Annotated in this window: 7 protein-coding genes, 1 pseudogene and 1 CRISPR repeat array (1 of these 9 only partly in view); of the genes and pseudogenes, 2 read left to right on the top strand and 6 right to left on the bottom strand. The window is 45.2% G+C overall.

The features are described from left to right. The first annotated feature begins 3 nt into the window (after window positions 1-3). Window positions 4-702, top strand: coding sequence for a cytochrome C biogenesis protein (locus HRU80_01035; GenBank protein ID QOJ27520.1), 699 nt, complete (start codon window positions 4-6; stop codon window positions 700-702). 267 nt (window positions 703-969) lie between these two features. On the opposite strand, the gene HRU80_01030 is transcribed toward HRU80_01035, so the two are convergent. Then, entirely contained in the window at window positions 970-4,233 is a 3,264-nt protein-coding gene (locus HRU80_01030) for a PD40 domain-containing protein (GenBank protein ID QOJ27519.1), read from the bottom strand. A 235-nt stretch (window positions 4,234-4,468) separates the two neighbouring features. Here HRU80_01030 and HRU80_01025 point away from each other — a divergent pair. Further along, window positions 4,469-5,863, top strand: a pseudogene (locus HRU80_01025) (DUF839 domain-containing protein). 156 nt (window positions 5,864-6,019) lie between these two features. Here the strand turns inward: HRU80_01025 and HRU80_01020 are convergent. The 5 genes from HRU80_01020 to HRU80_01000 all read right to left on the bottom strand — a co-directional run bounded on the left by HRU80_01020 (window position 6,020) and on the right by HRU80_01000 (window position 12,823). Continuing rightward, window positions 6,020-8,752 carry an insulinase family protein gene (locus HRU80_01020; protein ID QOJ27518.1) on the bottom strand — a complete coding sequence of 911 codons (2,733 nt, stop codon included), beginning with the start codon at window positions 8,750-8,752 and terminating at the stop codon, window positions 6,020-6,022. A 53-nt stretch (window positions 8,753-8,805) separates the two neighbouring features. Further along, on the bottom strand, window positions 8,806-9,270 hold the full coding sequence (locus HRU80_01015) for an EVE domain-containing protein (GenBank protein QOJ27517.1): 465 nt from the start codon (window positions 9,268-9,270) through the stop codon (window positions 8,806-8,808). Window positions 9,271-9,292: 22 nt separating this feature from the next. Continuing rightward, window positions 9,293-10,813, bottom strand: coding sequence for a glycosyltransferase family 39 protein (locus HRU80_01010; protein ID QOJ27516.1), 1,521 nt, complete (start codon window positions 10,811-10,813; stop codon window positions 9,293-9,295). After that, entirely contained in the window at window positions 10,813-11,919 is a 1,107-nt protein-coding gene (locus tag HRU80_01005; GenBank protein ID QOJ27515.1) for a PP2C family protein-serine/threonine phosphatase, read from the bottom strand. Before HRU80_01005 ends, HRU80_01010 begins: the two co-directional genes overlap by 1 nt. Before the next feature lie 124 nt (window positions 11,920-12,043). After that, a complete protein-coding gene (locus HRU80_01000; protein QOJ27514.1) occupies window positions 12,044-12,823 on the bottom strand; it encodes a class I SAM-dependent methyltransferase in 780 nt (259 codons plus the stop codon). A 502-nt stretch (window positions 12,824-13,325) separates the two neighbouring features. Further along, window positions 13,326-16,146: a CRISPR direct-repeat array (repeat unit 30 nt; unit sequence ATTTCAATTCCATATAGGTGCGATTAAAGT) (it continues 4,632 nt past the right edge of the window).

Genomic DNA, 16,146 nt, shown 5'->3' with positions numbered 1-16,146 from the left:
GCAATGCTAGAGGAACTGTTTACGGCCCTATACCAGGCAATGACCCAATCGGTCTGGCTTGCTGTCGCCGCATCATTTGCCTGGGGTGTGCTGAGTATTATCCTTTCACCCTGCCATTTGTCGAGCATTCCGCTGGTCATCGGATATATAACATCCCGGGGCAGACTAAAAACAAAACGGGTATTTGTCATAGCGCTGGTATTTTCTCTCGGAATTCTGATCACAATTGCAGCGATAGGATTAATTACTGCCTCACTCGGCCGGCTGATGGGTGATGTGGGTGAATACGGAAATTATTTTGTAGCGCTTATTTTCTTTCTCACAGGCCTTTATCTTCTTGATATTATCTCTGTTAACTTTAACGCTATAGGGTTTGGCAAAACAAAAGCTGAAGGGCTTCTTGCTCCCCTGCTGCTTGGTTTGATTTTTGGTATCGCTCTTGGTCCGTGCACTTTTGCTTATATGGCGCCGGTGCTGGGTGTTGTATTCCAGACTGCACAGACAGAGTATCTCACCTCCATATTGCTGCTTGCCGCATTCGCAACGGGCCATTGCGCAGTGATTGCCGGAGCCGGAACGCTTGCGGGCAAAGTGCAGAGTTATATGAACTGGGCGGAAGGGTCAAATGTCATTCTCTGGATCAAACGGATATGCGGGATTCTTGTTATTCTGGGTGGTGTGTATTTGATTTATACTTCGTGATTCGTTTTCTTGTATAGTAATTAGTGGCCTAACATTAACGGGTATAGGACAGCTCGCGAGCTGTCCCTACAAATTTCTTGTGTTGAATTTTAGAACCGTAGGTACAGGTCGTGACCTGTCCTAACGAAGGCAGAGGAAGTTTTATCTCAATAACATTAACGGGTATAGGACAGCTCGCGAGCTGTCCCTACAAAAAATAATTTTATATATACAAAAAAGCCCCGCCGGTTTTCACCGGCAGGGCTTGTATAAATCAGTAACCGCTGATTACTTGCTCTTATTAGGATAAGGAGGCGGTTCAGGAAGCTTGGTTCTGTTTTTCAGCTCAAGCTTGATTTCTTCAATCGCGCGGTCAAGCTGCTGGTCAATGCCTTCGAACTCAAGAGCCGGATCATTATCAACATAGATATCGGGATCAACTCCGTATCCTTCCATAATCCACTCTTTGCCATCCACATCATAGCGGCTGAATTCCGGCCTGTTCAGGAAACCGCCGTCAACAAACGGCAGGGTTCCGCGGATTCCCACAACGCCGCCCCAGGTGCGTTTTCCGATCAGCTTTCCGAGTTTGTGGAACTTAAAGCGGTAGGAGAAGATATCTCCGTCTGATGCTGAGAACTCATCAGCAAGTGCTACTTTAGGTCCGAAGTGCATTCCGCTTGGATTGGTGCCCGGCATACCGTTTCTTGCCATATCAACCATGGTGAGTTTTCTCTGAAAGCGTTCAATAATCATCGGGGATACGTTTCCGCCGCCATTGCCGCGAACGTCAATGATGAGACCTTCTTTTTCAAGCTGAGGATAATAGTACTTAACGAATTCGTTAAGACCAGGGACACCCATATCAGGGATGTGTATATATCCTACTTTTCCGTCGGTGGCTTTTGATACTTTCTCGATATTGTTCTGCACCCAGTTATAATAGAGAAGATCATGTTCGCTCTCAACGGGGATAACAATCACTTCGCGGGCGCCGTCTTCAGAAGCTTTGCTGTTAAGCGAGATCATTACCTGTTTGCCGGCAGTGCCTACCAGTGCTTCGTAGATATTCTTCATGCCTTTGGTTGAAACGCCGTTAACCGCAACGATGAAATCACCTTCTTTTGCGCTCACGCCGATTTCAGTCAGAGGTGAACGGAGTGATTTATCCCAGTTGCGTCCTTTATAGATTTTGCTGATCTTGTAATAGCCGGAGCCGTCGCGGTTAATCTGCGCGCCAAGGAGGCCGAGGTTAATTCTTTCAGCTTTCGGGTAGTCGCCGCCGCCAACATAGGCGTGACCAGCATTCAGTTCACCGATCAGTTCGCCGATGATATAGGTCAGATCAATGCGGTGATTAACGTGCTCAACCAGCGGAGCATAAGTTTTCTTCATTTTTTCCCAGTCAACGCCGTGCATATTCGGGGCGTAGAAGAAGTCGCGCATCTGGCGCCATGCTTCGTTATATATCTGGGTCCACTCAGCTTTGCGGTCAAGATTCATTTTCATGTCTGAAAGGTCAAGTTTGTCTTTCAGTTCTGCTTTTGCCGAAGGGAGGTCTATAATATAGTAACTGCCCATATTACCGACGAGCATTTTCTTTTTATCGGCAGAGATTTCATATCCGCCGGCATCGGTAATTTCGGTTTCTTTTTGTTTTTCGAGGTCATACATCCATATCTTGGCGCTGCGGTCTCCGCTCTTGCGCTTCATGTAATATACTTTGCTTCCTGTAACAGTGATGTTAAAGAACTGTCCGGCCGGGGAGGGGAGTTCAATAACGCGGTCAGTGATGCCGTCAAAATCAATGGCAACGGTTACTGATTTCGCGTCTGCTTTCTTATCATCTTTCTTTTCGTCCTTCTTTTCGTCCTTCTTTGCATCATCCTTAATGGTTACTTCGTCACTCTTGGGTTCGAAGGGGGATTTTGCATCCTTGCTCAGCGTAACAAAGTAGATCTTTGTCATGTCTGAATATATATGATTCCATTCAGTCCAGCCGTAAGTGGGGCTGTAGGTTCTTTCTGATGTAAAGAAGAGATATTTTCCGTCATCGCTGAAAGCCGGGCCTGATGCGTTATGCCAGGTATCCGTAACCAGCGTGCTCTTCTTTGAATCAAGGGAATATACATAGACGCCGTTGATATCGCCATTGACAGGTTTGCCATAGGTGATCCATCTGCTGTCAGGGGACCAGTCATATGAAGTGATTTCCCAGTACTGAGACTCATCAACTTTGGTGACTGATTTTGATTCAATATCAACATAATGAATGCTCTGATTTCTGTCTCCCCACATAATTTTTTTGCTGTCAGGGGACCAGAGGATCTGATATTTATAGTTCTTCGAATTTTTGGTCAGCTGGATCTTTTCGCCCCTGCCATCCTGCGGAATGATGTAAATTTCATCTTCGCCGCTTTCATCGGAGATGAATGCAATATACTTTCCGTCAGGTGACCATTTGGAATTTCTTTCATGAACGCCTGAGCTGTTGGTCAGGTTGCGGGTCTGGCCGCTTTTTACCGGAACGGTGAACAGCTCGCCTCTCGCTCCAAAGAGCGCGCGTTTGCCGTCGGGAGAAATTTCAAAGTTGTAAACATTCTTGCTTACATCAATCCATCCGCCCCTGCCTGAGGAGAAATCTTCATTGATATAAATGGTTACTTTTTCCGGCTTTTCTGAGGCCAGATCCATTTTGTATATGTATCCCCCTTTTTCAAAAACGAGAGCTTTGTCTCCCATAGAGGGGTATTTAATGTCAAAGTCATCATAATTGGTCAGTTTTTTGGTCTCTTTGGTTCCCAGATCATAGGAGAAGAGATTCATGCGGCTGTCGCGGTCGGAGATAAAATAGATTTTATTATTGCTGCCCCACATCGGAATGATATCCTGCGCGGGGTTATTGGTCAGCTGTTCATGCTTTTTTGTCTTAAAGTCATATATCCACACTTCATCTGCCTGACCTCCGCGGTAGCGCTTCCAGGTTCTGAATTCGCGGAACATTCTGTTATATACGAGTTTCTGGCCGTCGGGGGAGTAGTTGCTGAATCCGCCGCGGGGTAAAGGAAGCTGCTCAGCCATGGAGCCGTCTGTTTTTGCCAGGTAAAGCTTGCCTTTCCAGTCGTTAAATTCCTGCCAGCGGGAGCGGAAGAGGATTTCCTCGTTATTCTTCCAGTCCATTACAATGTTGTTAGGCCCCATTCTGTCTGACACGTCGTCTCTTCCGAGAGTGGCGGTCCAGGTGACGCGCTTGGGCACTCCGCCTGAGGCGGGGATTATATATACTTCTGAGTTTCCGTCATACTGGCCGGTGAAAGCGATCTGCCTGCCATCCGGGGAGAATTTCGGGAAAAGCTCAACACCCTCATCATTGGTCAGTTTACGGGCGGTTCCGCCTGAGGCACTGACAGTATAGAGGTCACCAGCATAGGTGAACACGATCTGATCGCCGTGAATAGCGGGAAAGCGGAGCAACCGCGCCTCCTGCTGCTGGGCAAACAATGTACCTGCCGAAAGAACCAGCAGGAAAAACATTACCGGGAAATTTTTCATGGAGTTTATCCGTTTGTTTTATTTTTAGAAGAATTAACAAAGTTATTTAACAAAAATACAGACTTTATCCGGTAAGGAAAGGATAACCGGAAGAGAAAAAACAAGAACGGGGGAACATTGGGACGGACGGAGGATTATAAAACGCGGTTTTTGCGCGGAAATAACGGAAATATAACACTTCTTTTCCTTTTCAATCTGGGGGAGTTGTGTATCTTGCGTAAAATAATTATTGGAGATGTAAAGCGTGTCAATTTCCCGGCGAAATTTCTTAAAAGGAGCTGCCGCGGTAACCCTGGGTTTCAGCGGATTAAGCAAACTGATGGCATACTCAGCTATTACTCAGGCCCCGTTACGGCAGGCACTTGGGTATGGAGAGCTGATTCCGGACCCCAAAGGAGTGTTTGATCTTCCTAAGGGATTCACCTATAAAATACTTTCCCGTTCCGGCGATAAGATGTCAGACGGCTTTATTGTGCCCGGACTGCCCGACGGCATGGCTGCATTCCCAGGGGAGAACGGCAGAACCATCCTGATACGGAATCATGAGATTAACCCGACTTCGGATAACTCTCTCGGCGCTTTCGGGGCAGATAACGAACTTTTGCCGAAACTGGACAAAAAATGGTTTTACGACTACGCCCGGGGCAAAAAACCGGCGCTCGGCGGTACCACAACATTAGTTATTAACAATGAAACTGGTGAAAAAGAGAAGGAATTCCTGAGTCTGGCCGGAACTCTGCGTAACTGCGCCGGAGGCCCCACACCATGGAACACCTGGGTTACCTGCGAAGAAACCGTTATCCTGAAGGATGATATATACGAGCATGACCACGGATATGTGTTTGAAGTGCCCGCGACCATGAATCCCTCGCTTGCGGAACCGTATCCGATTAAGGAAATGGGAAGATTTAATCATGAGGCGATCGCGGTTGACCCCTATTCCTCAGTTGTCTATCTGACCGAAGATATTGGAGACGGACTGCTTTACCGTTTTATTCCGAATGAAAAGCAGAATCTCCGCTCAGGAGGAAAACTTCAGGCGCTTGCAGTGAAAGGCAGGCCCGGACTTGATACCCGCAACTGGGAAGGGGCAGTGGTTACCCAGGGAGAGATATATGAAACAGAATGGATTGATCTTGATGATGTTGAGGCACCAAAAGATGATCTCCGCTACCGCGGATATGCGGCAGGAGCAGCACGCTTCGCCCGCGGAGAGGGAATGTGGTACGGCAACGATGCAGTGTTCTTTGCCTGCACCAACGGCGGAGCAAAAAAAGTTGGCCAGATATTTAAGTATATACCGAGTATCTATGAAGGCACGGCAAAAGAAAAGGAAAAACCGGGACGGCTTGAACTCTTTATTGAATCCCCTTCCGCTGATTTAATTGAGAATGCTGATAACATCACTGTTGCACCAAACGGCGATCTGGTGATCTGCGAGGATGGCCCCGGCGTGCAGTATCTGGATATCGTAACTCCCGCCGGAGAGATCTTTAAGTTCGGCAAGAATGCTCTTAATGAAAAAGAACTCTGCGGCTGCTGTTTTTCACCTGACGGCAAATGGCTGTTTGTAAACATACAGAATCCCGGTATTACGCTGGCGATAACAGGACCGTGGAAGGATAATTAGCAGTTAGGAATTAGTAATTAGTAATGTGAGGACAGTATATATATAGCACCGTAGAGACGACGCATCCCGGTTGCATCGGGACAAGTGCATCGTCTCTACCGAACGTTTAAAATAAAAAACCCCGCACGTGGCGGGGTTTTTTATGGAATATTTGTTTTATTTTACGACATTTCCGTCGCTATCCATGTACTGGATGGCGTATCCGGTTTCTTTAAGGGAGGGCTCGATCTTGGCTCTGTCGCCAACCACAACCCACACAAAATTATCCGGTTTGATATATCTTGCCGCGGTTTCTTTTACTTCCTGCTCGCTCAGGTTTTTCACCTTGTCTGAATAGGTCGCAAAATAGTTGTCCGGCAGATCATACATTACCATTTCTGAAAGGGATCCGCTCACCGCGCCGATGGTTTCCCATGAGCCGGGGAGAGCAAGAGTCTGATTCAGTTTTACTTTGTTCAGCTCATCAGCCGTAACAGGTCTGGTGGAGATATATTCTTTAGCTTCTTTGTAGATCTCCATCATGGATTCCATCGTTTTATCCGACTGAACCATGCCGTAAAAAAGATATGGCCGCTGATATTTAGTATTGATAATGAACGCGCCCGCACCGTATGACCAGTGTTTATCTTCGCGCAGATTCATGTTAATGCGTGAAGTAAAGGTTCCGCCGAGGACGTTATTCATGGCTTCAACAGCTATTTCATCTTCTCCGCGTGAGGGAGAAACATGTCCGGCAAAGATGATGGACTGCTGTGAACCGGGGCGGTCAACAATATATATCACTGGCTTTCCGGGGAGCTTAACCTCAGAAACATTCTTCTTCGGAGGTGTTCCCTGTTTCCAGTTCTTTAATGCCTTTTCAAGCTTCGGCTTCAGTTCTTCCATGGTGATATCACCGGTCACGATAAGAGTAGCATTATTGGGCCTGAGCCAGGTGTCATAATACTTCACGATGTCATCACGGGTGATTTTCTTTACGGAAGTTTCAAAACCTGATCCGGTTAACGGATTACCGTAGGCGTGTCCTTCTCCAAAAAGAAGTTTTGCAAAAACACGGTAACCCATTTGTGTGGGGGTGTTCTTTTCACGCGCAATGGTTGCAAGGCGTTCTGCTCTGAGCCGTTCAAGATCTTTTTCCGGGAAACTTGGGTTCAGCATTACATCGGCAAGAAGATCCAATGACTTATCAAGATTCATTTTGAGTGCATTCAGACGGACTGTCGCGTAATCAAGTCCGGCGCCGGTGCCAAGCTGCGCGCCAATCATATCAAGCTCTTCGCTGATCTGAAGTGCGTTCTTTGTTTTGGTTCCTTCATCAAGCATATTCATCGCAAGAGAAGCGGTTCCGGCATGGGTGAACATATCGGCAGCATATCCCGCGTCAAACATAAAAGTCATGTTTACCACAGGAATTGAGCTTCTTCTTGAAAGAACAATTTTTAATCCGTTTGAAAGCTCTGCCTTTTCAAATGCAGGAAAAACTGCATCGGGCGTAGTTCCGTTAGCAGGGAGGTTTTTACGGTCAACATCAGAAGCGGTTGTCTGAAATTCCGGGAAGGGGTGAACTTCAAGAATATATACGCCGTCTGAAAGCCAGTCGTTGGCTGCTTTTTTGATTTCAGCAGCGGTGGCTGATTCAACCCAGCTGAGGCGGGTTTTATAATAATCCGGTGTTCCGCCGTAAACATGATTTTCAGCCAGGATATCAGATTTGCCGCCGAATCCGCCGACGCGTTCAACACCGCGGACAAATGAGGCGAATATCTGGGTCTTTACCCGTTCCATTTCCTTTGCTGTGGGGCCTTCTTTGAGGAATTTATTAAACTCATCGTCAAGCACCTGTTCAACTTTTTTAAGGTCAACGCCCGGTTTCGCGGTTGCCACGATGTAGAACTGGCTGCCGATTTCACCCGGTGAGTAGAATGCATTCACGCTGGTTGCAATCTGCTCATCATAAACAAGCCGCTTGTAAAAGCGTGACGTTTTGCCCGAGGAAAGAATATCACTTGTCATATCAAGCAGGGTTAACTCTTTGGTGCCCCACTCGGGGATGTTCCATACTTTATATATACGGGCCTGGGGAACGCGGTCCTGAACGGTCTGGCGCTTTGTGCCGTTCATCTTTGCGATCCACACCTGATGTTTTGCGATAGGAGGGCCTGAAGGTATATCACCGAAGTATTTTTCAACGCGTTTAAGAACATCATCCGCCTGAACAGCTCCGGCTACTACTACAACTGCATTAGCCGCACCATAATAGGTTTTGAACCATTCATGAACATCCTCAAGCTTTGCGGCATCAAGATCTTCCATTGAGCCGATAACCGTCCATGAGTAAGGATGGCCTGCCGGATAGGTATTCTGTGTAACAAGTTCTTCGGTAACAGCGTAGGGCTGATTTTCACCCTGGCGCTTTTCATTCTGAACCACACCGCGCTGTTCGTCAAGTTTTTCCTGCGTAACCGCGCCGAGCAGGTGCCCCATACGGTCTGACTCGAGGAAGAGAATCTGATCAAGCGCTGAAACCGGCACGGTCTGGAAATAATTCGTGCGGTCATTATTCGTGGTGCCGTTCAGGTCGGTTGCTCCAACCCGCTCAAGCGCCTGAAAATAATCGTCGTTAAAGTTTTCGCTGCCGTTAAACATCAGATGTTCAAAGAGGTGCGCGAATCCTGTTTTCCCCTTCTTTTCATTTTTTGATCCCACGTGATACCAGATATTCACTGCCACAACCGGGGCTTTGTTATCCTCATGCACAATGAGGGTAAGCCCGTTTTTCAGCGTGAATTTCTTATACGGTATATCAAAGTCTTTCGCTTTTTGTGCAAGTGCGTCCTGAGACATCAGCATAACCTGTATTGTAAGTAAATAGAGAAATAAACGGTACATAGTTTATCCGCTGTATTTTGATGATTGAATGTGTTAATTAGTTTCATAAAAATTTATTTTTCACTCATTTTCAGAATTTCATTCCGCTCCCCGGCAGTGACCGGCATAACCGAAAGACGGTTTCCGCGCTGCAGGAGTCTGAAATCTTTCAGCTTCGGGTTTTGTTTCAGTTCGGAAAGCAGCACCGGGGTTTTAAGAATCTTTGTCAGTTTGATATCCACCATATACCATATAGGATTTTCCGGAGTGCTCTTGGGGTCAAAATGGCTGTTATCGGGATCCATTGCCGTGAAGTCCGGATATCCTTCTTTTACCACCTCAGCAAGTGCAACAACAGCGAGCGGATCGGTATTGCTCTGATATATAAATACCTCGTCCCCCTTCTTAACTGAACCCCTCAGGAAGTTCCGCGCCTGATAATTGCGGACGCCGTCCCAGTATGTTTTTTTATCTTTCTTAAACTGCTCCAGTGAATAATCTTCAGGTTCAGCCTTAAAGAGCCAGTGTTGTTGTGCCACCAAATTCTCCTGTAAAAAGTTGTTAATTAAAATTCTTTAAGGAACCCCAGACCTCTTTAATGTTATACCTGAATCCGCGTCCGATATAAACCGGCTTATTCCGTTCATAAGGCATTGCATAAGGGTGGTCTGTTACTCCTGCCACAACAACAGAATCGAAATGCTTTTCGTTCTCCTCTCCGCCGATAATGATTGCAGCAGTAATAGTATCAGTACCCGGGCCCCAGAGATAGTAATTATTATGGGATGATACAGCCGGAGGCAGGCCATATTTTTTGCCGAGAACAGAAACCGCACCGGCCTGTCCGTAATTCTGCCCGAAGATCACGACACTTTTTTTCTCCTCTTCCGAAAGGGAATTATAAGCATCAGCCACGGTGCGGACAAGTTCCTCCCATCCAAACATATCAGCATGATACTGCGGCAGCGGGCCCTGCTCTGCATTCTCCTGCGCAGTGTGTTCTATGCCCAGCATCGCGGTGTATGAAATCAGCGCTTCAGGGGAAAGAACGGGGAGCGCGACCGGAGCAATAACCAGTCCCGAAACAGCGAGCAGTGAGGCGTGGCTGTATATAATCAGCTTTCTGCGCTTTCCTTTAATAACACGTTCCGCGAGAACAGACCCCAGTGGTATCAAGCCGCCGAAAAACACGGAAAGATAATAGGGCTTTCCTCCGGTAAACATAAAAAAGAAAAGGACGGCTATATACGCAAAGACCAGCGGTTTATAGCGCGCGAAAACCTTGTCCGTAAGAATCAGAATGACGGAAGTGAGCAGCAGCAATGCATTAACCGGATGCAGTTCCAGAATCATTTCCGCGATAAACGTACCGGCGGAGAGATCAGCATTTTTATATAACGCCGCGTTGCTCATAAACTCCAGCGTGGGGAAACCGTTCTGTATCTGCCAGATCAGATGGGGCAGCAGCATAACCGAAGCAATCAGCACCGCAATAACAAACTCTTTGGCGCGGAACAGATGCCTTTGCCTGCCGGCAATAAGAATAAGGAGAAGAAACACCAGATAAAAGAGCAGTGTATATTTATTAAGAAGCGCCAGCCCGGTAACCGCGCCAATGCGGTACCAGTCCTTCAGATTTTCATCCTTAAGCAGACGGATAACATAATAAAACCAGACAGCGGAAAGAAGCAGATCATATACATTCATGGAAAGGAAGTTCCCCAGAATGAGCACCACCGGGGAGACAATAATGCCCAGACCGGTAATCAGGACTGCATATCTTCCTCCGCCGAGCATAATGGCGGTCAGGGCTGATATATATACCACTCCGGCGCCGGCAAGCGCGGGGAACAGCCGTATGGCGCGGAGTGAATCGCCAAAGAGCTCAAGCGAAATCCGGCTTATCAGCATGGAAAGAGGGGGATGATCCACGTAGCCCCAGGCAAGGTGTCTGGCGCATTCTATATAATAAAACTCATCACGGAAGTAGCCGTAGCCGCCGTTAAAGAGGAGATGCAGCATCAGCTTTACCGCGGCAAGGGATGCGGCAAGGATATATAACGGTTTTTTGCTTTCATCCATCACAGCACCTTAAAAATCACAAAGGTAATATCATCATGCTGATCAGTATCCCCGGCAAAATCAGCCAGGCGGTAGGCTATATCACGCTTAATCTGTTCAGCAGGGCGGTGGGCGTTATGGAGGATTATCCTGAGCAGGCGCTCATCTCCGAAGAACTCGCCGTGCTCATTCATGCACTCGTTCACGCCGTCGGTGTAAAACAGAAGAACATCCCCCGGGGTGGTAGTAATTTCCTGCACCTCAAGGGTTTCTGAAAAAAGGGAAGAACCGGTAAGCCCGAGCCCGAGACCGCGGGGTTTATATACTTTGATTTCTTTGCTTTCAGCCGAATAGTGAATCACCGGCATATGCCCGGCCCTGCAGAAGCTGATGTTGTTCCGGTTATCAATATAAGCAGCATTGGCAGTAAAAAAATATTCGCGCCTTAAAACACGGCAGAGCTCCTTATTCAGTTCCTGCAGCAGAAGATGCAGATTACCGTCACGACCGGCGGCAAGCACATGAATGAGCGTGCGCACCTGAATCATATTCAGCGCGGCTGCCATCCCCTTGCCTGATATATCACCGATAACAAAAAGATGCCCCCCGGTTTCTTCCGTCCTGATAAAATCAAAATAATCTCCCCCTACTTCCCGCGCGGGAGAGATATGGCTTGAAATTTCGAACCCGTTAATCTCCGGCGCGCATGCAGGCATAAGATCCTGCTGAATTTTTTTCGCGACATCAAGCTCATCCCTCATGCTCAGCTTGTCAGCCAGTTCAAACGCAAGAAGGATGTTAGTGATAATAAAACCCAGCACCAGATAGAAATAACTTTCAATAAAATAACCCCACAGGAAAAAGAAAAGACTCACCGAGTAAACAATCCGGCGGACAGGGGTCAGTTTATTGAGGAATACGATGAAAAAATCTTTGATGAAAAGGAGTGAGCGCTTAAATTTATCCGTTCCCGGTTCCGGAGGCGTAATCTGCTCCCGGTAATACTGATACATGCCCGGGACCTCTTTTTTTACCAGCCGGTCAAAGTCATTTAAGCTCAGGCCGCTCAGGTAGAGGCGGTAGAGTTTTGAGAGCGGGGATTCCTTTTCCGTGCGTTTTTCTGACATTTCCGGCATAAATGATAAAACGCAAATTTACGATAAAACAGGGAGTAACCGGCTGAAAATTGATAAAAGAGCATATAGCCGGATGAAAGGAAATCCGCGGGGATTTTTTTCTCCCATACCGGTTTCAGCCCTGAGAACCCCGCCGGGCGATGACCAGCATCTCATAATCCTCCGTGGTGAGTGTATCACTGCGTGAAAACGCCCCGAGTCTGGCGCCGAAAATTTCCACTGAGGCAAACCCGAGCGATTTAAGCAGCCAGGTTATCTCACTCGGAACGTAATACCGCTCGCTGCACTGAAGTTCTTTCCTGATGCCGTCATCATCCTCGAATGTTGTGATGTTATAATCACGGAAGGTCATCAGATCAAAATTTGTGCTGTGGTACTCAGCCCCGCCTTCCTTGCCCTGATCCTGATGAAACCGGTTTACGGAGTGGAAGAGGGGGAAGAGGCCGTTAAGCGTGGTGAAGATCAGAAGAGCGTTTTCTTTAAGCGCGCGTGATACGCTCTGCAGAATGGCAAAATTCATTTCGTCGGTTTCCATCAGAGGAAAGCCCCCCTCGCAGAGCATGATTGCCGCGTCAAACTCCGCGCTGAAGGGAAGATCCCGTGCATCATGTCTGCGGAAATCAATGGTGAGCCCGGCCGCGGCGGCTTTTTCCCCGGCGCGCTTTAACTGGGAATCCGAGAGATCAATACCGGTAACCTGATACCCTCTTTTTACCAGCTCAATGGCATGCCGGCCGGTACCGCAGCCGACATCAATAATCTTCAGGTTTTTGTTGAAGTTCAGTTCCTGTTCAATAAAATCACATTCGCCGGACGTCCCCTGCGTAAAAATCTCCTGATCATACTTCGCGGCGTAATTTTCAAAAAGCTCTTCGTACCACTGTTTTTTGTTCATGATAATTTTCCTGATTGAAGGAGAAAAGTTACGGAAATCATAATTTATAACTAAGAAGAATCAGGGCAATTAGTAATTAGTAATTAGTAGTTAGCAATTAGTAATGTACTGCGGGACAAATTCATACTTCATAATTCAAACCTCATAATTCTTAGAGGTTTCAATTCCATAAAGGCGGAAAACAATTAGTAATTAGTAGTTAGCAATTAGTAATGTACTGCGGGACAAATTCATACTTCATAATTCAAACCTCATAATTCTTAGAGGTTTCAATTCCATATAGGTGCGAAAACAATGAACAATGTATAATGAACAATGAATAATTGAAGAACAGGGCCCCCAATCAGTACATAATTCATACTTCAGACTTCATAATTCCCCGAAGTTTCAATTCCATATAGGTACAAAAATAATGAACAATGTATAATGAACCATGAATAATTGAAGAACAGGGCCCCCAATCAGTTCATAATTCATACTTCAAACTTCATAATTCCCCGAAATTTCAATTCCATATAGGTCCGATTAAAGTCTGGATTTTATACCTTCGTTTCGGAGGCGAGCCGATATTTCAATTCCATATAGGTGCGATTAAAGTCAGATTGAGCAGTCTAACCCGAGTTATCCATTTGCTCATTTCAATTCCATATAGGTGCGATTAAAGTGGAAAACAATCTCCTTGCCGCAGCTTCTGCAGGGCTTATTTCAATTCCATATAGGTGCGATTAAAGTAGTAACCCGGAGCGGAGAAAAACCAACTACATGATTAATTTCAATTCCATATAGGTGCGATTAAAGTTGCTCAATGGTGCAGAGCTCAGGGGGCGTGTATATAGATTTCAATTCCATATAGGTGCGATTAAAGCGCGCTTATTGCCGCTTAAGGTAAGATCTATTTTGCATTTCAATTCCATATAGGTGCGATTAAAGTAGCTTGACGAACAGCGTAAAGAGATCACCAAACCGCATTTCAATTCCATATAGGTGCGATTAAAGTACGGATATTCTCCCAATCATCCTTAAAGGAACCTACATTTCAATTCCATATAGGTGCGATTAAAGGTGGTTTATAGACCTGTACTTCAAGCGGGAGTATTTATTTCAATTCCATATAGGTGCGATTAAAGTCACAAAGTAAAGCAAATGAATTGTTTGAGCATTACAATTTCAATTCCATATAGGTGCGATTAAAGTCCCTCCTTTGCCCGCAGCACCAAAAAGGACGACTTAATTTCAATTCCATATAGGTGCGATTAAAGTGCGGAAGACCTGATAGCATTTCTCTGTCCCAAAAATATTTCAATTCCATATAGGTGCGATTAAAGTGGGAGTGGGGAGATACTCTTTCCCTGGACTTGATAGATTTCAATTCCATATAGGTGCGATTAAAGTTTGCCGCGGCTTCTGATAATTACTGGAAGATTCAGGGATTTCAATTCCATATAGGTGCGATTAAAGTGATGACGGCTAATATATACAAAATTAACCGTGAACTATTTCAATTCCATATAGGTGCGATTAAAGTCCTGCAATTTATCAAACAGCCGGTGGAACCCTCAAAATTTCAATTCCATATAGGTGCGATTAAAGTTGGGATAACCCGATCCACATAGTAATAGCAGTTATCCATTTCAATTCCATATAGGTGCGATTAAAGTTTCTGTTTATGCAGTTATTTACAGCATAACAGAAGCATTTCAATTCCATATAGGTGCGATTAAAGTAAGTGCCGGCCGCATTATAAAACAATGTTGAAAAATATTTCAATTCCATATAGGTGCGATTAAAGTCTATGCTTTTTTGAGGGAGGTAATTGAGTCGGTTACATTTCAATTCCATATAGGTGCGATTAAAGTTTCGGTAAATTTTATCCCCAATTTATCCCCGCTATCATTTCAATTCCATATAGGTGCGATTAAAGTCCTCAACGCACAGGAAATCACCAAAGTTTATTCAGCATTTCAATTCCATATAGGTGCGATTAAAGTCAAGGCGGGAAATCTTAGAAATGCAGATCTTATGCATTTCAATTCCATATAGGTGCGATTAAAGTTATGCCGAAATGAAATTTGATAACGGACTTCAGCAGGATTTCAATTCCATATAGGTGCGATTAAAGTTTATCAAAATGGCGGTTCTAAATTACCTGCCAAATGAATTTCAATTCCATATAGGTGCGATTAAAGTGAAGAGGATTTAACATTCACTCATAAACAAAACAGAAATTTCAATTCCATATAGGTGCGATTAAAGTTCCTCTGCCCGTGCGAAAACATCATCTCCGTCCCAGATTTCAATTCCATATAGGTGCGATTAAAGTCACCGGATTTCGCATAACGTTCTTTAATCTGCTCAATTTCAATTCCATATAGGTGCGATTAAAGTACTAAACAAGCATACGCCTTCAGCTGAATTTAGCATTATTTCAATTCCATATAGGTGCGATTAAAGGATAAACATTTTTATAATAGTGAAGATTATTCAGGAATTTCAATTCCATATAGGTGCGATTAAAGTAGTCAGGATTATTTTCATACTTTTTCAGCAAAGCGTATTTCAATTCCATATAGGTGCGATTAAAGTTTAAAACTTATGAAAAATATCTTAACGGTGAAGTTTAATTTCAATTCCATATAGGTGCGATTAAAGTGTCCAAACTCCGCCTGAATCCTGATAAGCTTTCAGGATTTCAATTCCATATAGGTGCGATTAAAGTCCGGAGAACTACAAACGGCATTGAGGATATACCATAATTTCAATTCCATATAGGTGCGATTAAAGTTGGTAATACAGCTTCCATTGGTAATGGTTTTAGAGATATTTCAATTCCATATAGGTGCGATTAAAGTCAGGCAGCGGCAGGCGGAGCCGTCGGCTTTGCGCTATTTCAATTCCATATAGGTGCGATTAAAGTTTCCGCCGCCAGTGTTTTTATATCCGAACTCCCACATTTCAATTCCATATAGGTGCGATTAAAGTTCATCCGTTCCGCTTGCAACTTTCACATACATTTCCGATTTCAATTCCATATAGGTGCGATTAAAGTTCGGCGATATTATTCGTTATATCCCAGCAGAAGAAAAAATTTCAATTCCATATAGGTGCGATTAAAGTTATGCTGATGATTTTCTGCAGCGTAGCGATATAACCATTTCAATTCCATATAGGTGCGATTAAAGTTCCGCAGAAGCCGCACCAGTTTCATCGTAGTATTCAATTTCAATTCCATATAGGTGCGATTAAAGTTAATGTAATCCCGGTGCGCATTGCAACAAAAGCCCCCATTTCAATTCCATATAGGTGCGATTAAAGTGATATATATT

This window comes from Ignavibacteriales bacterium (genome assembly GCA_015709675.1).
Lineage (GTDB): Bacteria > Bacteroidota > Ignavibacteria > Ignavibacteriales > Ignavibacteriaceae > H2-BAC3.
This window is presented reverse-complemented; position numbering and strand designations above follow the sequence as displayed.